Origin of the sequence: Cyanobacterium sp. Dongsha4, assembly GCF_036345015.1 — a bacterium.
Classification (GTDB): domain Bacteria; phylum Cyanobacteriota; class Cyanobacteriia; order Cyanobacteriales; family Cyanobacteriaceae; genus PCC-10605.
On record NZ_CP084098.1, the window covers coordinates 3,078,764 to 3,098,007 of the forward strand.

The 19,244-nt window shown below is 34.7% G+C and carries 15 protein-coding genes and 1 tRNA gene; 6 read left to right on the plus strand and 10 right to left on the minus strand.

The window, feature by feature from the left end:
• Positions 1-242: 242 nt before the first annotated feature.
• Complete coding sequence (locus tag Dongsha4_RS13200; RefSeq protein WP_330202826.1) at positions 243-1,448, minus strand: argininosuccinate synthase; 1,206 nt, start codon at positions 1,446-1,448, stop codon at positions 243-245.
• 167 nt (positions 1,449-1,615) lie between these two features.
• Between Dongsha4_RS13200 and Dongsha4_RS13205 the strand changes: the two genes are divergently transcribed.
• A tRNA-Asp gene (locus Dongsha4_RS13205) sits at positions 1,616-1,689 on the plus strand.
• Positions 1,690-1,909: 220 nt separating this feature from the next.
• Here the strand turns inward: Dongsha4_RS13205 and Dongsha4_RS13210 are convergent.
• From Dongsha4_RS13210 to Dongsha4_RS13230, 5 genes are all read right to left on the minus strand, one after another.
• Positions 1,910-3,358, minus strand: coding sequence for a hypothetical protein (locus Dongsha4_RS13210; protein WP_330202827.1), 1,449 nt, complete (start codon positions 3,356-3,358; stop codon positions 1,910-1,912).
• Positions 3,359-3,381: 23 nt separating this feature from the next.
• Positions 3,382-4,296 carry a hypothetical protein gene (locus tag Dongsha4_RS13215; RefSeq protein ID WP_330202828.1) on the minus strand — a complete coding sequence of 305 codons (915 nt, stop codon included), beginning with the start codon at positions 4,294-4,296 and terminating at the stop codon, positions 3,382-3,384.
• Positions 4,297-4,537: 241 nt separating this feature from the next.
• On the minus strand, positions 4,538-7,846 hold the full coding sequence (locus Dongsha4_RS13220) for a hypothetical protein (protein WP_330202829.1): 3,309 nt from the start codon (positions 7,844-7,846) through the stop codon (positions 4,538-4,540).
• 331 nt (positions 7,847-8,177) lie between these two features.
• Positions 8,178-9,680, minus strand: coding sequence for a tubulin-like doman-containing protein (locus Dongsha4_RS13225; RefSeq protein WP_330202830.1), 1,503 nt, complete (start codon positions 9,678-9,680; stop codon positions 8,178-8,180).
• Positions 9,681-9,702: 22 nt separating this feature from the next.
• The gene (locus tag Dongsha4_RS13230) at positions 9,703-10,191 is read right to left on the minus strand and encodes a hypothetical protein (RefSeq protein ID WP_330202831.1); all 489 of its coding nucleotides are present in this window, start codon (positions 10,189-10,191) and stop codon (positions 9,703-9,705) included.
• A gap of 213 nt (positions 10,192-10,404) precedes the next feature.
• On the opposite strand from Dongsha4_RS13230, the gene Dongsha4_RS13235 reads away from it, so the two are divergent.
• From Dongsha4_RS13235 to Dongsha4_RS13255, 5 genes are all read left to right on the plus strand, one after another.
• Positions 10,405-11,976: a hypothetical protein gene (locus Dongsha4_RS13235; protein ID WP_330202832.1), complete on the plus strand. Its 1,572-nt coding sequence runs from the start codon at positions 10,405-10,407 to the stop codon at positions 11,974-11,976.
• Positions 11,977-12,039: 63 nt separating this feature from the next.
• Complete coding sequence (locus Dongsha4_RS13240) at positions 12,040-13,122, plus strand: hypothetical protein (RefSeq protein WP_330202833.1); 1,083 nt, start codon at positions 12,040-12,042, stop codon at positions 13,120-13,122.
• 175 nt (positions 13,123-13,297) lie between these two features.
• A complete protein-coding gene (locus Dongsha4_RS13245; protein WP_330202834.1) occupies positions 13,298-13,531 on the plus strand; it encodes a hypothetical protein in 234 nt (77 codons plus the stop codon).
• A 190-nt stretch (positions 13,532-13,721) separates the two neighbouring features.
• Positions 13,722-13,964, plus strand: a complete 243-nt coding sequence (gene vapB, locus Dongsha4_RS13250; RefSeq protein WP_330202835.1) for a type II toxin-antitoxin system VapB family antitoxin — start codon at positions 13,722-13,724, stop codon at positions 13,962-13,964.
• A complete protein-coding gene (locus Dongsha4_RS13255; protein ID WP_330202836.1) occupies positions 13,961-14,347 on the plus strand; it encodes a type II toxin-antitoxin system VapC family toxin in 387 nt (128 codons plus the stop codon). The genes vapB and Dongsha4_RS13255 overlap by 4 nt, the downstream gene beginning before the upstream one ends.
• A 214-nt stretch (positions 14,348-14,561) precedes the next feature.
• On the opposite strand, the gene Dongsha4_RS13260 is transcribed toward Dongsha4_RS13255, so the two are convergent.
• The 4 genes from Dongsha4_RS13260 to fumC form a co-directional block, all read right to left on the minus strand.
• Positions 14,562-16,187 carry a protein kinase domain-containing protein gene (locus tag Dongsha4_RS13260; protein ID WP_330202837.1) on the minus strand — a complete coding sequence of 542 codons (1,626 nt, stop codon included), beginning with the start codon at positions 16,185-16,187 and terminating at the stop codon, positions 14,562-14,564.
• 85 nt (positions 16,188-16,272) lie between these two features.
• Positions 16,273-16,932, minus strand: a complete 660-nt coding sequence (gene cbiM / locus Dongsha4_RS13265) for a cobalt transporter CbiM (RefSeq protein WP_330202838.1) — start codon at positions 16,930-16,932, stop codon at positions 16,273-16,275.
• 91 nt (positions 16,933-17,023) lie between these two features.
• A complete protein-coding gene (locus Dongsha4_RS13270; protein WP_330202839.1) occupies positions 17,024-17,563 on the minus strand; it encodes a carboxypeptidase-like regulatory domain-containing protein in 540 nt (179 codons plus the stop codon).
• A gap of 226 nt (positions 17,564-17,789) precedes the next feature.
• Positions 17,790-19,181: a class II fumarate hydratase gene (fumC, locus tag Dongsha4_RS13275; RefSeq protein ID WP_330202840.1), complete on the minus strand. Its 1,392-nt coding sequence runs from the start codon at positions 19,179-19,181 to the stop codon at positions 17,790-17,792.
• Positions 19,182-19,244 lie beyond the last annotated feature (63 nt).

The following is a 19,244-nucleotide window of genomic DNA, read 5'->3' on the forward strand; positions in this document are numbered from 1 at the left end:
TGCAGGTTTTAGGTTTAATTTTCTAATCAAATTGTTTAGTTAATCTAAAGATTGAAAATAATAAAATCAATAAAGATGTGTTTTTTGTCAATTCTTTAACCTGATACCTGATACCTTTCCAAAACCGAAAATTCTATATCGAACTCAGGTGAGGTGAAGGGCAATGGGTGAGAGTTTTACACATTTTGTGGAATTAATAAAAATTGAAATTAATGCGTCTTGGCTTATTTAACAACTCTAATTTAAAGTCTAGTTTTTTCCGCCCAAACACGGGAGGATAATCCCCAAATATAAATGAATCCCTCGGCGGCTTTATGGTCAAATTTGTCGTCACTGCCATAAGTTGACAAATCAGAACTATAAAGAGAGTTATGAGATTTTCTGCCCACAATGGTGGCATTACCCTTGAAAAATTTAATTCTGACAACGCCGCTTACTCTATCTTGAGTTTGATCAATAAAAGCATCTAAAGCCGATTTAAGAGGGTTATACCATAAACCTTCATAAACCAAACGGGTGTACATTAAATCAACTTGAGAACGTTTATAATGGGTAACATCGCTGGTTAAAGTGAGGCTTTCTAAATCTTCATGGGCTTTAATTAACACCAACAGTGCAGGGGCCTCATAAATTTCTCTCGACTTGATGCCTACAACTCTATTTTCAATCATATCTAATCTGCCAACCCCGTGATTACCAGCAATTTCATTTAATTTAGTAATCAGTGCCACAGGGGATAAGGCTTCTCCATCTACAGCAACAGGAGTACCTTTTTCAAAAGTAATTTCTACGTATTGAGGCTCATTGGGGGCATCCATAATGGATTTGGTTAAGGCATAGATTTCTTCTGGAGGTTCTGTCATCGGATCTTCTAAAGGTCCTGCTTCTATACTACGTCCTAATAAGTTGCGATCGATGCTATAGGGAGAAGATTTTTTAACAGGAGACTCAATGCCGAATTTTTCTCCATAGGCAATAGTTTCTTCTCTACTCATTCCCCACTCCCTAGCGGGGGCTAAAATTTTCAAATTAGGATTTAAAGCAGTAATTCCTAAGTCAAATCTAACTTGATCATTTCCTTTACCAGTACAACCATGAGCAACGGCATCTGCTCCATATTTTTCAGCCGCTTCAACTAATAATTTTGCAATTAAAGGACGAGCTAAAGCAGTAGATAGAGGATAACGGTTTTCATACAACGCATTAGCTTTAATAGCAGGGAAAGCATAATTAGTAACAAACTCTTCCGTTGCGTTTTCAACTAAAGATTCAACAGCACCACACTTAAGAGCTTTTTCTTGAATAGGAGCTAATTCTTCTCCTTGCCCTAAATCCGCCGCTAGGGTGATAACTTCTTTTACACCCCATTCATTTTTGAGGTAAGGAATACAAACGGAGGTGTCAACGCCCCCAGAATAAGCTAAAACTACTTTATTGGCACGACTCATATTTTTTATATATAACCCAACATAGGACTAAGTGCTTATTGTACCAATAAGAGCATCCCAACCCCAATTGCAAGTCAAGATTTGTCTATTTTTGTCTCAAAATTTTTTTGTTATTTAGCCTTGACTTTTTTTTTTTCTTTCGTTAACATTGAATATGTCAATCAAATGGGATTGTAGCTCAGTTGGTTAGAGTACCTGCCTGTCACGCAGGGTGTCGCGGGTTCGAGTCCCGTCAGTCCCGTTCTTTTTAAACGATTACTATATTGGCAACATTTGTCTTGAGGATAAAAAACTAATGTTGTCTAATTGATAACTAATGATATTTGTTTTTAATTCTCAAAGGGGATTTTTTCTTTTTCCTTGATAGAAAGTGATTTCCTAATCGCTATTGCGGTACATCAGCGACCTTAATTATATCCTCCTTTTATGTAACATCAAATTATGCCCCTGATGAGTATAGTTTAACCTATTTGAATTTCTCCTGATTCTACTAAGCGCCAATTGTTATTATTTCCTTGAACAACCGCAGGTTTAATAATATGAATTTCATTACCCTTAAAACCTTGAGACATATTTCCTTTACAAATAAATAATTGAGATTTATTAATATTCTGTAAAGTAGGTACATTAAACTTAGTATCTGGGTCTAAAAATAGATAAAATTGACCACTATTATTATTAACAATATAAAATTCCCCTTGACGATTATTTTCTTCTAATTCAACAATACCTTCCCATGTACCTGCTAAGATTTTGTTTAAGGTTTCCTTCGTCATGCTTACTCTAATGGCATTTTGAACTAAATTATGGGGATTTTCTTGATAAGATCGAGCTAATCGGACATATTCAGGTTCGGGCTTGGGTTTTTCTTCTATTTTAGGCTTTAATTCTTTATTTTCATCAGTAAAAATCTCATTGTGCGATCGAGTCTGATTACTGCTATACTGCTTTTCAAGAGGATTAACTTTTAATAAAATGTTATTTATTTGAGATGTTAAATTTTCTATTTCTTTTTGCAAAGAATCATTCTTATTTTTTAAATTTTTAATCTGAGCATCTTGCTTAGTAACTTGTTTACTTTGATTCTGATTTCTCTCAGATAATTCTTCTATTTTATTTTCTGCTTTTTCAATATGATTATATAATTTGTGATTTTCTTTTTCTATTTTTTTGTTTAGCAAGTAAATCCCAATAAACGCTCCAATTAATCCGAAAGTAAGAATAGAATTAATAATCCAAAAAATTAAAAATTTACTATTATCTTCTTGGGATGAATTATTTTGTCCTGAAGTTTCCCCTGAATCATTAATAAAACGAGGTAGCTTTTCTATGGTTTGTATTTGTTTATCAATCGCTTTTATTTGAGTATTAATAAATCCTGATAATTTGCCATAGGTTTCATCATTAAAATTGCCACAATTAGCCTCACTATTAGAAGAAAAAAGCCCTAGAGGTATTTGTATGCTTTCACAAATTTCTGTTTTATCTAATCTTCCATCTTCCAATAATTTGGTCAATGCTTCTACACTTAATCCCTTTTCTTCTTCTGTTTGTAGTAATGATAATAAATTGTCTAATTCTGTTTTTTCTTCTTCTGATAATTGATTTTTTAAATTGCTAACACTGGTGACTAATTTATCATAGTTTTCTTTGATTTTAGTATCTATTCCTTCAATATCTGTAGTAGGTGGGTCTTTTTTACTTTCTTCCTCCAATTTATTTAAGAGGGATTTATTACTATTTTTAAAATTATCATAACTATTTTTTATATCTATTAATAAGCCTTGAAAATTAGGAGATGATGGAGAATTGTTAGATTCACTTTGAGCAAAAATGGGGTAGCTAAAATTAGTGATAATAGTAGGAATAAGAGACGATAAAATTATTGATTTAAGGATTTGATTTTTCATGGTTCACCTCTTGATTATAATAATTAAAATTGTAAGACTCCTTTTTCTGTTAACTGCCATTGGTTGTTAATTTCCATTACTTTAGCAGTTTTTAATACTCGAAAATTTTTTGAGACATTATCCTGATAATTATTTAATTCAAAAATAGTTTTAATTGCTTTTAAGTTAGTGTTAATTTTAAGGTTTAAGTCTGGTAGCAAACAATATCCCCCATTTTTTAATTCCACTATCCAATAGTCACTTTGGTGAGACTCTTGAAAAACTATTTGATTAGCTTTGTTAAGATAAATGTCTTCTAAGGTTTTTTTCGTGGCATTTACTTTATAAGCATATTGTTCTAAAAATTCAGGATTATTATAATATTGTTCGAGAATATATTGTTCATATTGATTAATTTCTATACTGGGTATTTTTTCTAAATTAGGAGATTTTTCTGGGTAGTTTTCTTTATTTTCGATAAATTCTGTTTCAATAGTATAGGAAGAATTGTCAAATTGATTGTTTTGATTGCTGGTATTATTTATAGGTAATTTCTTCGATGATTCTTGGATAATTTCTCTAATCTCTGCTTTTACTTCGGAAATTATTTCTTGTTTTAATTCCTCTTTTATGTCTGTTGATAAAAATTGTTCTTGGGATAGATTTTCTAGTTTTCTTTCTATGTCTGAAAGTCTTAATTTTATCTCAAATAATTCTTGTGTAAAGTTGGGTGACTCTTCCATTTTTTTTCTTAACTCATTTCTCTCTTTACGGTATTTTTTAATTTTACTAAAAGCTATTCTTGACCATTGTTCTGCCGTTTTAATTAGTTTCTCTGGTGATTGTTTTTTATAGTTTAAGTAAACTCCTAAATCCCAATGACATATAGAACACTTTTCCTGATTTGTTTGATATTTTGTGCCACAGACGGGACATTTATTTTCGTGTTTGGAAAACATGGTTACATAGTGATTTTGATAATTTTGAACTAGGAAAATTTTGTTTGCCTTTGCCTCTAAACTTGTCTTTAATTTTTTATCTAAAATTTGTCTAAATCGGATATTTAGGTTTCACTTAATTTTTAAGTTTCTTTTCATAAGTTGATTTTTTCAATTCCTTTAATCTCTCTTTCCCTTGAATAAAGTATTTTGATCCCCCCTAACCCCCTTAATAAGGGGGGAATTTAATGATTTGAGGTGATTAGTCTCGGTATGCGTCTGCCCATCTTCTGCCCAAGACGTGGAGTAAGGATTTTAAGCCCATGATAAAGGGGGTTTTTTCCCGTATCATTTTGGCGTCTCCTTTGATGTCTAGGAGTTCGTTTTCTAGGTGATATTTGACTTCCTTCCAGAGTTGGGCGTTTTTGTCTTCGCTTTCTTCTGAGTTTTCTCCGTTGGAATAGTCGGGTTTTTGAGGCTTATAATCGGATTTGGGTAGGGGTTGGATGGTTTGAATTTTGAGAGACTGTAATCCTGCATTAAATTCATAGAGGAACTTTTCGAGGTGGGTTAATTCGGGGATGTCGAATTTGGTGATTGTACCTTCAAGGTGAAGTCTTGATTGCCAGTCTTTTTCTTCTTTGAATATTTGGTCGTCGTCTTGGTATTCAACGTAATATTTTTCCCCTGCGATCGGATCTATTTCGGTATTGTCTGTAAGCCCTGTTAATTCAGTACCATTGAGAACTAAACCACAGGCTACTTCATGTTTTGGTCTTTCACTCAGAACGGTTTTTTCTTGGGTGTCATTAAATTCAGAGGCTTTACTTAGGATATAACTTAAGAGTTTATTAAAGTCAGCATTTTTGTCGTATTTTCCTGTAGGGGATAACCAATGGAAGAAACGAGAGGCATTACCGCCAACATAAACGGGAGTAATTTGGGCTTGGCTGTATTTACCTTCTTGGTGAAGGGTTTTGAGAATTAAGCCAACATAGTAATAAAGTCCTGCAACACCGATCGCAGTTATGGTTATTAGCCTTTGGAAATAGGGATCTTCGTTTTTGTAAACTCGTTTATTATTAAGCCATTCTTGGGCTTTGTGACGAAGACAAACATCGATTTTTGTCATGATAGACATTTCGCTCGTGCTTCCCCAATTACCACTGATAAATTCCTGCATCAATTTTTCGGCATAGCGAGGATTTTGTGCTAAAACTTCGCTGAAAATGTTTCTTCCTGCTAATAAAACAGAACATTGATAAACAATGCGACGATTTTCCCAGATGGATATATCAGAAGTACCGCCACCAATATCAATACAAGTAGTGCGCACAAGGGGATGTTTTTCTTTGTCGTTGAAATATTGGGCTAAAGCGACACTTTCGGTGCAAAAACGTTGGTTATCGTCTATTTGGGGAGTGGAATAGTCAATGCCTGTTTTCGGTTGTAGCTCGGTGGCGATGTCTTGCCAGTTACGATGAAAGGTCATTTTATTGATGTAAGAAAAGGCACTGGGATAAGAAACACACCATTGAATTGCGTCCATCCCTTCAGAAGCTGCGATCGCGCTTATGTGTAGAGCAAGATGACGTAAAAATGCCTTAGAATCTTTGATATTAGACCATTTTAAATCTAAGCGAATCCATTGTTTATTGGGGTCAAATTCCGCAGGATCGGGAATGTATATACGTCCGTCTAAAATTGGTTGTAATTCATCAACGTTGCGATCGCTATTTTTGGTAGTTAATACCGTGCATAAGGGCAAAGGATCTTCTGATGGTAAAAATGTATCAGGGACAAAATTTTCGATGAGGGCAGGTAAACGAGTACCGAGAGGACTTTCAGTCACATTAAGCTGTAAATCCCTGTTGATGTCTAATAATGAATCTCCTGTATTATCGCCTCTGACATAAACATTGGTAAAGGAAGTACCAAAGTCAACCCCTACTCGCCATGTGCCTCTGGAATTTATTTCAGGTACAGTCGGCAGTAAAATTAAGCCCATATCATGGCCATAGGAATTTTTACAAATCACATGGGTGGGCATTTCCTCTAGGGTAGAGAGTTGGTAAGCCCCTGTACCGTTAGGATCTTTGAAACTGCGTGGTTGTTGGGTAGGATTGGGAAAATAGACTTGGAAAGTTTCGTCTCCATAGTCGCCATCGTAATAAAATGTATAATAATTTTTCCAGTTTTTCGCACGGAAATTAGGCCATACCGTTAATACTGGAACATATTTAATGGCATTTTCTTCCTTGAGGATATAATCTTTTTGCAGACGGAGACTGTTAAATTGCCTCTGATTACCCTCTCCGATGCCCGATAAGGGGATAGTTAGAGTTAAGCGAATCCCCTGCCCGTTAACATTCACAAATGGCTCTAATTCGATGTTTTTGAGTAAATCTTCAGGAGTAAAATATTCTAATAAAATTTCATTAAGAGGTAACAGAGGAGAGACTTTATTTCCGTTAAAAGTAATCGGTAACTGAGATTTAGGTGAGATCGCACCGGGGAAAGCCCCTTCTAAATCCACAAAGGCTAATTCCTCTAAAAATAAATCTTGAGATGCGATCCAGTTCACATCATCCCAAACCAAAGTACCATTTTTGAGATCATTGATATTGAGAGAAGCAAGGGTTTTGTCACGGTGTATCCAGATATTTTGTGGTGCAACCCCCCAATATTCAGAAATGTTTTGATCAATTATGATTAAAGGTTTTTGAGCAGTTTTAACGGCACTGGGAATCACTCTGACGTTAGAAGGTTTCGGAGGAATTTTTAGAGGTTGATTGAGTAAAATTAACGCTCCTCGGTTGATGGGTTCACCAAAATAAGTCGGATTACTGCTTAATTGTAAAGGGTTTAAGCCTTGTTCATCTAATTGTAAATCGTTGCGAAATTGAGTAATTAGACGAATCATGCTATTTAAAGCAGTGGGCGAACCTTGATAGTTAACTATTTGTGCCTGTAAATTCTCTAACCAACGCCACAATAACTCTTTTGATTCTTGGTTTAAATAAGGTTCAGGGCTAACTAACATCCCATTTTGATACCATCGTAATCCATTCCAGTTACCTTCTTCCGAAGGACAAACAAGAGTGCTAGGGCTGCTCATACCAACGGGTTTACCCTTCCACAAAAATACATAAATTTCTTCCCAAGGGTTTTTATTATCTCTGGTGTAGAGGGCGTTAACAGGTTCAGGCATCAGTTGATATAAGGCATCCCCAAAGGGTTGATAGCGATATTGAGATAAGTCTAAAAACTGGGCTTTTAAATCAAATCCCTCTACCTCCGCCAGTGCGATCGCAGCTATCATTCCCCGCCATTGATCCACCATTACCTTATGGATAGGGTGCTTAGTATCATAGAGAGCCATTTCTGTAATTAGAGGTCTAGCCCAGATAGTGGGAACGGAACTGACGCTTTTCATCGCCCCCGGTGCTTGATAATCAAGGCTATCAGCAACATCACGGAAAGCCACATCGCCTTTACTATCCCATTGTCCGGGTTGTCCTCTGGTGATGGTAGTATCTTCTTTTAGTTTGGATAAAAGTAAATCAGCCATAGTTGTTAGTTAATAATTTCTGAATAATTGGGTTAGGGGAGTTCGGAGTTCGGGGTTCGGGGTTCGGAAAGAGGTTTCAGGTTTCAGGTATTTAGGGAATAATCAGATGAGGGGGAGGTTAATTAAAAACTTTTGCCCTCCCCCCTCGAGAGGGGGGATAAAGGGGGGTTTCTTTTAAGGGGCGACACAGAGGGATTTCCCTCTTGCCTTGTCTTAATTACTTATTACCAATTACTAATTTATTAATTGCTCTTTTCGCTATCACTTATGGATGAAAATTTATCCCGAACTTAGGTTAATTCTTCATTCTTCACTTTGATTTTTAATTCATTCACACTTTGCAACAGACATAAACCGCTTTTGCTAATCCTGCCACTCCCTGATTCGGTTCGCCAAAATCACGGGTATCTAATTCCCCTATTTTATTTTTGAGAGTGATAGCGTTATCATCTTGCAATAGTTCTTTGGAGCGAGAATCATCCCACAATAAATCTGAGAATTTTTCCCCTTTCAAACTCTTGGGATTACCGAAATATTCTCTTGCCTTGAACAGTTGTACCCTTTCGTTATCGCAGTAGTGAATATCTCTTAACCATCGTAAAAAGTCCTCACACCAAGCGGTAACATTTTTAATGGCATCCTGTTGATCTGATTCGCTTAAATCGGGTAGGTGTTTTCTCGTTTTTACCCCAAACATTCCTACTCCCTGAAAGAATTTATCGAACCATGCTAAACCGTTTAATTCTTTAATACCAGCAGTTTTCGCTTTCTGTAATTGGTCTTCAAAATCTGCTAACCAGATAAAGGCGAAACGGGCGGCGTTGACTAGCTTGGCTTTCACTTCTTCTACTTGGGGTATATCATCCCACTGTAAAATCCCCGCTTCATTGCGACTCATAACATGGACACCTTCAGGGGGATTGTCACAAAAGAAATGACGGGCGGCTAAACCAGCGTAAAATTCCACAAAGTGAGGGCGATTGACTTGGGTGTCTTTGCCAACGCTAAAATCCCCTAGTTTTTCCATACTCTGATTGCCGATGAGATATTTGGTGTCAAATTGGTGGGCTTGTTCTTTGTAATATCTTAAAGCGGCTTCAGTATTTAGTAAAAAGAGATCGGAACTGGCGTAAACCTGTTCATTTGTATTACTATTTTTAGGAAAATTAAAGTAGGGTAAGCCAAAGATACAGCCGATTTTGACGCTATCTCTAACTCCGTCTTTTTCCAGTTTATTGGCAATTAACCTTCCAATGGTGGGTAAGCCTGATGCACCTGTACCGCCAAAAATTGACCCACAGAGTAAGACTTTCGTTTGAGAACCTCCCCCTGCATTGTTTTCGATTTCGTTGATTAAGCTACGCCAAGGCTCTTGTTCTAGGCTTTCGAGGTTAATTTGGGTCATAATACTAGATCCGATCGCAGGTCTGCCCCTAAAGCCCACTTCTAGGGAAACTTGTCTTTCATCTTCGGTGTAAAGTACATCGAATAAGTTACCCAATGGGGGAGAAGTCTGTTTTAAGGTTTCGTAGGAAAAAAATGACCCTAATTTGCGATCGGCGTTATTGTTAGTAAAAGGCGACCAAACTCCATAAGAATCAAGGTTTGTAGTCATCCATGCACATTCTTGATGTTTCCCTTTAAGTAGCTGAAAACATCTTTGATAGGTACTAACCGTACGTTGCGATCGCTGTAAATTACCGTTAGTTTCATCTGCATCTATATATAAAACTTTTAACATATTGGTAGGAATTAAACCCACAGAAGCCAAGTGCGCGATCGCCTCTATACATTTAGCCCCCGTGCCACCAATACCGATAACATAAAAACTCATAAAATTTTCCTCAATATCAATATCAATTCCGATTCATTAAATCATTTACAGGAATGGCAAAAGGTACTGTTTTACGCTTTAATAATCCGGGAGTACTCGTAACTGTGGGCAACCAATATAAAAGGAAAAGAGAGTCAAACAAGAATAAACCCGTCATAGAAACTACTGTTTCTTGGATTAACTCTCCATTCTCATCTTGATTATTAAAGTACATCGCCAAAAATACTACCACCGTCAAAATAAATAACCCAATATACCAAAGTAGCTTAAATGAACTAGCACTTCCTCCCTGATTTTTCAGTAAAATGACGTACCATAAAACTGTAAATAGGACAGAAAAACCAAACACAATCCAAGCGGCGACATAATATTGTTGAATCCAATCACGGATAGGGATACTTTTAATTACTCCAAAAAATCTCTGCTCATATAAGAAGGGTTGCAACCACATCATGATGATGAAACCCACTAAAGTAAATACAATAATCCTAATAATTTCTCCGACTTTCATCGATTAACAAACCATTAATTAAGTGAATGTAAATATCAAAACTCATTAGGTGTATTTTACACTCATTCAATATATAAGACTTATTAAGTTTTCTTTCATATCTAAGCAAAAATCTACGGTAATCCAAAAACTTGATCCTAATTTTTTCCAAATTCAAATCGGATTGGTATGGCTTATACTTAAAATTGACATCGACAATAGAACAAAGAATTCATGGGCAACCTGCGTGTAAAAACTATCAAATATCTTATCCCCCTGACTCTATCTCTATCTTTTCTCATTGGTTGTCAAAAAAAACCTGTAGAAGAAATCTCCTGTGCAATGCCAGAATGGGCGAGTGAAACTTCTAACTATGCGAGTAACTCCACACTAGACATAGCTGTCCATGTTGACGGTAGTGATTCTATGTTAGGTTATGTCACGATTCCCAATAGCAACTATACCAGAACCATTGAAGTTTTATCAAACAGTATTATCGGTACTAGCAATGTAAATGTAACATATCATCGCATCGGGGACGAAAAAAATATCACCAGAGATGATTTTCGTAAAATTGCGAAGTCAACCACTTTCTATGATAGCAATGACGGTACTTATAAACCCGTATCTAGTCCTATTCAATCCGCTATTACTCCCCCCCCACAGGGTAAAGAAAAATTAACGGTTATTGTTACAGATTTAGAAGGGGATGACGCTGGTAGAATCGCCGAAGCCTTAAGTAAGAACTATCTCAATGAAGGAAGAAAAAACTACACCATTGGAGTCTGGGCGGTAAAAAGTCAGTTTAATGGTACAGTCTTTAATCCCAATACGGGCAGTGCCAAATTTATTTATAATACTCAGGGTAAATCCTCCGAAGCCTATCGACCTTTTTATGTTTTGTTCATAGGAGAATATGATAAAATAACCGACTCTTTTAATGAGATAAAAAAGCTAGATTCTCAACTTCAAAGCTATAGTGAAATGTTTATTTTTCCTAGTCAAAATATTCTCAAGGAAGCAGTCAATTTAGGGAATTTTTCAACCATAGAACGCAATTCTGTTTTGCCAGAAACAGGCGATTTACAAAGAATTTATAGCCTTACTGATGATAATGTGGTAGTGATTCCTAAAGATCAAAATCAAGATACTTATGACTTAATTGAAGTGATTAACCCCACTGAAATGCAACCTAAAATTAATTACTCTGTTGCTTTTCCCCAGTTAGCTACGAATGATAATAATAACTATTCTTTATTTATTAATGAAAATAATTTGATCACTCAAACTAAAGTCTTTACCTATGGTAAAAACAATCAGAATATAGAAGAACCTGAATTAGAAGAAAAAGAAGAAGAAACCGACACAGAATCAACACAAGCTAAAGAAGAATCCCAAAAATCAACAGCTAATAATCAAGAAAATAATACTCCTTTAGAAAATACCCAAGAAAAACAAAACTTTATTGAAAACTCTAGTAATACTTTGCGTCAAGCTTTAATCATTGATAATCTGAAACTGGATGAACAAAAACAAAATTTAGAATTTGTTACTAATCTCAATCTTAATAATTTATCTAATCCACAAATTTATTTATTTGAAGTTGATTTAATATTAGATGATGTAACAAGTTTGGACTGGTGGAATGATTGGAGTGTAAATGCTGGAGAAGTCGGTGATGGTTCAAAAACTCAGAATTTATCTATTTTTATGAATAAGTTAAAAAGTTTGAGTCTGGAAACACTAGAAAATGAAAATGGTGATGCAGTAATTGGACGTTTTTGTATTGGAATTCAAAAAAATTAAAATTAGATTAGTTCGGAGTTCGGATTTTTTAAATTCTTCATTTTCACTGAAGTAAATAAGATTATGAGCAATTCAGAATCAGACATTCAACAAATAATTAAATATGTACAAAAATTAGAAAAAAGAGTAAAAAAACTTGAATCAAAAGATGCAATTATCTTAAAGTCTGTTCCCAAGGATATACAACCAAAACCGTTAAAAATTTCTCCTGAAAAATTAATTGATATTTATAATGATGTTCCTTCCATTTTAGAAGAATATGTGGCAGAAGTTTCTATCACCGCACAAAGTTGGCGATCGCACTCTGAGGATAAGACAAGAGTAGAAAAGAGTATTGGTGGTAATTATTGGGTAATTTTATTAGAAAATTTCAATGAGAAAAAATATTATTTGTTACCTAATCAGAGCAAAAAATTAAGAATAAGTAGATTAAGAAGTCTGCAAAATATGTTTAAAATACAAGGAGAAAAAGACACAAATAATGATAACTACATAATAACTAAACCAGCCCTATTAAATATGATTCCCAGTGGAAAAGAATGGGAAATAGTCGAAAAAGGAATACTTTATTTAGGCAAAACATCACCCACTCAAAAGTTAACGGAAGAATTAGAAAAGTTAACAGAAAATCAAGAAACAATGCCTTCAAGTCTTCAAGGCTTATTAAATGTGTTGGAAAAGCTAAATAAAAATAATAATGATTTAAAAATAAAACTAAATTCTTTAGAAAAACGTATTCAAAAATTAGAACCAGAAGAAATAAAATGGGTAGAATTATATCATCTTGAACCAGAAAAATTTGCTACTTTGGCTGGAGGAAATACTAAACTAAAACTCACTGAAACAACTGTTAATAAATTGCTACAAAGCTCTACTAAAGATATTTATTTAGAGGCTAATTCTCTCGGTCAATATTTATTAAAGCAAGGAGAAAAAGGATTATATTTATTTCCTGATCCTTTAGGAATATTTGATAAAAATAGTTTAATTTTAACCCGTTTAGCTAATCTATTTATAACTCATGGAGAAATTCCGATCGCATCTTTAGGGAAAGATTTAAAAGTAATAAAACCCGCAAAATTAACTAAAATTAATAATAATCAATGGAGTTTATTAGAGTCGGGAGAAATGAATTTTGAAAATTAAGTTAAATTGATTTAACGAGCCACAAAGCAGATCACAGCGCGATCGCACTAGAAGTAATGAAATTCATTACGCTAACAGTTTTCGTTCAATAAATTGAACTAATAAAATATGTAATAGTAATTAAATTTTATCTAACTTTATGTTGCAAACTGAAATTATTAAATCACTTCAAAAAATGACCAATAGTGAAAGATTAGAAGTGATCGAAATAGCATCTCAATTAATCAGAAAAGAAATAAATTCTCACGGTGATCATTTATCGCCTGAAGTAAAGGCATGGCAAAAAATAAACTCTAATACAGAAGATAATCAATGGATTGTTGTTGATAATTTAGATGAGGAAATAGATTTAGAAAAAATAAAAAACGAGTTTAATAAACGTGGGTATAAAAGCAAAATATCTACTTAAAAGACATCCTTTAGTAGAAGCAGAAAGCAATTCAACTATGTTTAAAAGATTTTCCCATGAGATTAATTAGTATTTTAGAACTAATACTATTACCTTATTTTCCTCAAACTCTCATGAAAGTAAAAATTCTGCAAAAACCGTCTTAAGTTTTTATAAAATAAATATGTTAACTATAAATAATCTTAAACCTATGACTACTCAAACGATTGATTTAACCGAGATGATTTTAACGAAAATAAAAGATTTACCCTTAGAGCAACAACAAGAAATTTTAGATTTTACTGAATTCATTACTCATAAATATACCAAAAATTCAGAGGAAAAAAATAAATCAAATGGAAAAAGAGTTGCAGGTTTATTTAAGGGTAAAGGTTGGATAAGTGATGATTTTAATGAGCCTTTATCACCTGAAATATTAGGGGATATTATATGAAAATATTGTTAGATACTCATGCTTTTATTTGGTGGAATTTAACTCCCGAAAAATTATCTTTAAATGGATTAAACTTAATAGAAGATAAAGAAAATATTATTTACTTGAGTATTGCTAGTGTGTGGGAAATGCAGATTAAAATATCTATCAATAAACTACATTTTGATAATCCATTGTCTCAAATAATTACTAAGCAACGAAATATTAATAATATTCAAATTTTGTCCATAGAATTAGAGCATATTTGGGAGTTAAAAAATTTGCCTTTACATCATAAAGATCCTTTTGACAGAATACTCATTGCTCAAGCTATCATAGAAAAAATCCCAATTCTCACCATCGATTCTATCTTCCATAATTATTCTATTAATACTATTTGGTAAATAATAATTAGCTCAATATAGGAGCTTTTTAAAACAAATTTTTTAGGGAAGATTAGGATTTTCATTCGTCATCTGTTTATAAACCATTGCTGACACTTCAGGATAAAAAGTTTTATCTTCATAAAAAGCAGGATCATCCCCTAAAATAACGAAAATATAACGAGCTTTTTCATCTGGACTAATGAAGATTTTACCAACTGATTATTGATATTATTTATCTTCCAATTTGCGCCCAAATAACTCTATGGTGAGAAATATTATAATCAACAAAAGTCTTTATATCAAGAATATAAAAATCTTGATTGGGAGCTAATGGGCTTAAAGAATTAGCTAATCTATATTCAGGAGGTTGGGGAAAAGATTCTCTTAAATTAACATTAGTAATAATAGTCACTTTATCTCCTATTTGTGGAACTTTTGTCGGTGCAATAGTAACAGGTTGTGTCGTTTTAATCATTGGTTGTCCTGTAAAAGCATCTCCGTCTCCTCTTATTGCACCAATTCTTATCCATCCAATAGGCTGAATATTAGTGTTGTTAGAATAGTCTATTGTTGCGTCAATTTCTCTTGTATTGTTACTTTCTGATTGGGCTTGTTCTTTTTCCCTTTGAGCCTGTTGATAAAGTCTTTCAGCTTCTAAGCGTTGTTGTTCAACTTCCTGTTTTAAAGCCTCTAATTCCTCTTTTTCTTGATTAGTATTACCTTCTGATAATTGTGATTTTATTTGCTCTTTTTCTTGCTCAATTTCAGCTATTTTCTGTTGAGTTTGATTGATATTTTGAATAATAAAAAATCCAACTATAGAACCTAATAAAGCCAATATGAAAACTAATAAAATAACCACAATATTTGAGGAAGATTGATCATTTTGCTTCGGAGAAATATTGGTAGAAGGATGAATTTCTGGCTGTGGATATGTTGGCGGATTTACAGGAGGTTGAACTACGGGAATAGGATCGGTATTTTTTTCAAAATTAATGCCAGAAGTTTTGATATTCTCGCCTTTCGGAGGAACAACTGCAACGGTTTGAAACTGACTTAAATATAAATCCTCTTGCATCGCTTCGGCGGTGAGATAACGATTAGAAATTTCCATTTTGATCGCTTTTTCCAATACTCTTGCGAGGGAAGGATGGAGATTCACCACTAAATTTTGCCATTCTAACTCCCCTGTTAAATTATTAGAAGGAAGCTCAATGGGGTATTTTCCCGTTAAACTGTATATCATGGTCAACCCTAGAGCAAATAAATCTGTACTAAATACACTTCTTCCCATACTTTGTTCAGGAGCGATAAATCCTCTCGTGCCAATGACTACCGAGGAAAGTTTTGAACCTGAAGAAGTGATAAAACTCCCCATTGTCTCTTTTACCGCACCAAAATCGATCAACACGGGAAGCCCGTCAGAGTCTCGGATAATGATGTTTTCAGGCTTTATGTCTCGATGAATGATGTTTTTGCTGTGAACATATTTGAGGGTTTCCAGAAGAGATGTTAGGATAGTTAAACAACGATCAGAAGATAGAATCCCTGATTGACTGAGGTTTTTTCCTTCTATGTATTCCTGTACTAAATAATATTTTTCGTCTTGACAGAAGTAGGCGTAAAGGGTGGGAATTTGCGGACAGTTTTGTCCTAATTCTTCTAATACTTGGGCTTCTTTGAGAAATAATTTTTCGATAATTTCTGAGCTAGTATTATGGTTAACGGATTTAAGGGCTTTTACTACTACTTTTCGTTGAGTTGGGCTGTGTAAATCCACTGCTAAAAAGGTTTCACCGAATCCCCCACTACCTAGAGGATTAAGTATTTGATAGCGATCGCACAAGATTTCATTCATAATGATGCAATCCCCTGATTAACTGTTAGGGATAAAAATTATGTTTATATGCTTATAATAGTGCATATTTATCCCATTAACTCTTTTAACTTCCCCCCTCCGAATTTTCAAGACCGATTAATTCTGGTTTGACCTTCTCCAAAAAACTAATTAACATTACAGTTAAAATTCCTTCAATTAAGGCTTGAACCCCATAACCAATTAGAGAAGTAAAAATAGCTGTTTTTTCTGCGTCAATATCCAAATCAGGAGAGATATTATTAATAGTAATAAAGACAAAAATTAGGGCAGAAAAGAAAAGACTTAACCCCCCTGCTAAGAAAGCTAAAATAGACTTCCTAAAGGAACTGTGAAAAAAAGATATAGTGCGAAAAGACCATATATAATGAGCAAATAAAGCAGGAACACCCATAATAATAGCGTTAATTCCGAGGGTAGATAACCCCCCATGTTGAAAAAACATAGCCTGAAAAAATAAGCCAATTAAAATTCCGGGGAAAGCATAATAACCCAAAACTAAACCCATCACTCCATTTAAAACCAGATGGATACTGAAAGGAGGAATGGGAATATGAATTAAAGAAGCAACAAAGAAAGCCGCCGTTAATAAAGATGCTTTGGGGATTTCTTCTTGATAGTTAGTCTGTTTATTAATTTGTCTTAAGGAAAACCAAGTTACCCCCCCTGTAATCGCATATCCGGAGATACTGACAGCAGGAGGTAATAATCCATCAGGTATGTGCATAAAATAACTGGAGAAAAATTAGAGATAAGAAATTTAAAGATGAGAGGGGCAATCATTGTTTTAACCATTAATAATTAATACTAAATTAATACTAATTACTAACTTCTGAGTCCTGCTTTTTGCGAGAAAAAAATAGGGCTGTACCTACAAAACCCCAACTACCTGTTATTGCCATTAAAATTTTTTGAGGGGTTGATAATTCTCCTGTCATGGAAGAACTAGCATGGGAGCTTTGTTCTAAATTAGTATTAGGATTTTCTGATATTTCTTCCTGAATTTGAGGATCATTTTCTGTCTGTAATGACTCGATGGGTATATTAATTACATTACCATGACCTGCCGATCGCACTTTAATCGTCCAATTACCGTTAACATTCGGTTCAGGGACAAAAGTAAATTTACCATCATTATCTGTAACTCCTGTTTGCCAAGCCTCAGTAGGATTATTAGGAGCATAAACCACGACTTGAGCATTGCTCATTGGTTTTCCACTATCATATTTAGCCTGAATTGCGATCGCTTCTGTAGCTTGATAGTCGATCGCCACCCCATGAGCAGAAGTTTTTGGCTGATGGATTACACTGGCTAATACCAACCCTAATCCTAAACTGGATAATGTTCTTAATTTCATTTCCTTTTTTCTCACGAAGTGCAGAATTCTTATTTCATAGTCGAACAACTTTTCTTTTTTTTCAATGCCCACTCAGGGTATTTTTTCATTAAGATTAGGGTGTTGGGGTATTAGGAGTTCGGAGTTCGGAGTTCGGAGTTAAGAGTTAGAAGTTATTAATTATCAACTATTTACCTTTGCCCTTTGACCTTTTTTCTTTGCCTTTTACCCCTTTCCCTTTTGAAATCTATTCGCCGTGAGGGTAAGCCATTTGGCGTAAGTCAATACAATCATCAAATTCTGTTGCGGTTAAATAACCTAATTCTAATGTTGCCTCTTTTAAGGTGATATTTTTTTCGTATGCTAAATGGGCAATTTTTGAGGCTTTGTCATAACCAATTTTGGGAGTTAATGCAGTGACTAACATCAAGGATTGATTAACTAATTCTTCGATACGTTGACGATTAGGCTTCATTTCCTTGACGGTAAAGTCAGTAAAATTATTACAACTATCACTAAGTATCTTGATTGATTGCAAAATGTTATAAATCATCATAGGCTTATAAACATTCATATCTAACATCCCACTCGCTCCAGCAAAACCAACGGCGGTATCATAACCCATAACTTGTACTGCAACCATGGCTAAAGCCTCACACTGAGTGGGATTGACTTTCCCCGGCATAATTGATGAACCCGGTTCATTGGCTGGTAATTCTAACTCATTTAATCCTGCACGAGGGCCACAGGCAAGAAAGCGAATATCGTTAGCAATTTTGTATAGTGAACAGGCTAGGGTTTTTAATGTACCGCTCAAAGATACGATCGCATCATGAGAACCCATGACAGTAAATTTGTTCGGAGCGCTAACAAAGGGTAAACCCGTGATATTGGCAATATGATGAGCGGATTTTGTTGCAAAACCGATGGGGGCGTTAATACCTGTACCTAAAGCAGTGCCTCCTAAAGCTAATTGATAGACATGGGGTAAGGCTTGGTTAATACGGGTAAGGTTATCATCCAACATCCCCACATAACCTGAAAATTCTTGTCCTAGGCTTAAGGGTACTGCATCTTGAAGATGAGTTCTACCAATTTTTATAATATCTTTCCATGCTTGTGCTTTTTCTGCTAATGCGTCTCTTAATTTTTTGACCTTGGGTATTAATCTTTCTTGAATTGCGATCGCACTGGCTACATTCATAGCGGTAGGAAAAGTATCATTAGATGATTGAGACATATTGACATCATCATTGGGATGAATAGGATTTTTACTGCCCAACTCACCTCCCACAATTTGAATGGCACGATTGGAAATGACCTCATTAACATTCATGTTAGTTTGTGTACCGCTTCCCGTCATCCATACATATAAGGGGAAATGTTCATCTAACTTGCCTTCCAAAATTTCATCGGCTACTTGAATAATTAATTTCGCTTTTTCTGAAGGTAATTTCCCTAATTCTTCATTAGCCATAGCCGAGGCTTTTTTGACAATGGCAAACGCCCGAATAACCTCTATGGGCATTATATCTTCGCCGATAGAAAAATGATGGAGAGAGCGTTGAGTTTGCGCACCCCAGAGGCGATCGCTTTTTACTTCTATTTCACCGATACTATCTTTTTCAATACGATTCATGGGTTTACTTATTAGTGTATATTTTATAATTTATAGAAAATTAGTCTATTTTTGGCATAAGTG

Excerpts from the sequence above, each read along its gene's own strand:
- Dongsha4_RS13235 (WP_330202832.1), top strand. The coding sequence starts at position 10,405 with ATGGGCAACCTGCGTGTAAAAACTATCAAATATCTTATCCCCCTGACT.
- fumC (WP_330202840.1), bottom strand. The coding sequence starts at position 19,181 with ATGAATCGTATTGAAAAAGATAGTATCGGTGAAATAGAAGTAAAAAGC.
- Dongsha4_RS13215 (WP_330202828.1), bottom strand. The coding sequence starts at position 4,296 with ATGTTTTCCAAACACGAAAATAAATGTCCCGTCTGTGGCACAAAATAT.
- Dongsha4_RS13255 (WP_330202836.1), top strand. The coding sequence starts at position 13,961 with ATGAAAATATTGTTAGATACTCATGCTTTTATTTGGTGGAATTTAACT.
- Dongsha4_RS13200 (WP_330202826.1), bottom strand. The coding sequence starts at position 1,448 with ATGAGTCGTGCCAATAAAGTAGTTTTAGCTTATTCTGGGGGCGTTGAC.
- cbiM (WP_330202838.1), bottom strand. The coding sequence starts at position 16,932 with ATGCACATACCTGATGGATTATTACCTCCTGCTGTCAGTATCTCCGGA.
- Dongsha4_RS13260 (WP_330202837.1), bottom strand. The coding sequence starts at position 16,187 with ATGAATGAAATCTTGTGCGATCGCTATCAAATACTTAATCCTCTAGGT.
- Dongsha4_RS13220 (WP_330202829.1), bottom strand. The coding sequence starts at position 7,846 with ATGGCTGATTTACTTTTATCCAAACTAAAAGAAGATACTACCATCACC.
- vapB (WP_330202835.1), top strand. The coding sequence starts at position 13,722 with ATGACTACTCAAACGATTGATTTAACCGAGATGATTTTAACGAAAATA.
- Dongsha4_RS13230 (WP_330202831.1), bottom strand. The coding sequence starts at position 10,191 with ATGAAAGTCGGAGAAATTATTAGGATTATTGTATTTACTTTAGTGGGT.
- Dongsha4_RS13210 (WP_330202827.1), bottom strand. The coding sequence starts at position 3,358 with ATGAAAAATCAAATCCTTAAATCAATAATTTTATCGTCTCTTATTCCT.
- Dongsha4_RS13225 (WP_330202830.1), bottom strand. The coding sequence starts at position 9,680 with ATGAGTTTTTATGTTATCGGTATTGGTGGCACGGGGGCTAAATGTATA.
- Dongsha4_RS13270 (WP_330202839.1), bottom strand. The coding sequence starts at position 17,563 with ATGAAATTAAGAACATTATCCAGTTTAGGATTAGGGTTGGTATTAGCC.
- Dongsha4_RS13240 (WP_330202833.1), top strand. The coding sequence starts at position 12,040 with ATGAGCAATTCAGAATCAGACATTCAACAAATAATTAAATATGTACAA.
- Dongsha4_RS13245 (WP_330202834.1), top strand. The coding sequence starts at position 13,298 with ATGACCAATAGTGAAAGATTAGAAGTGATCGAAATAGCATCTCAATTA.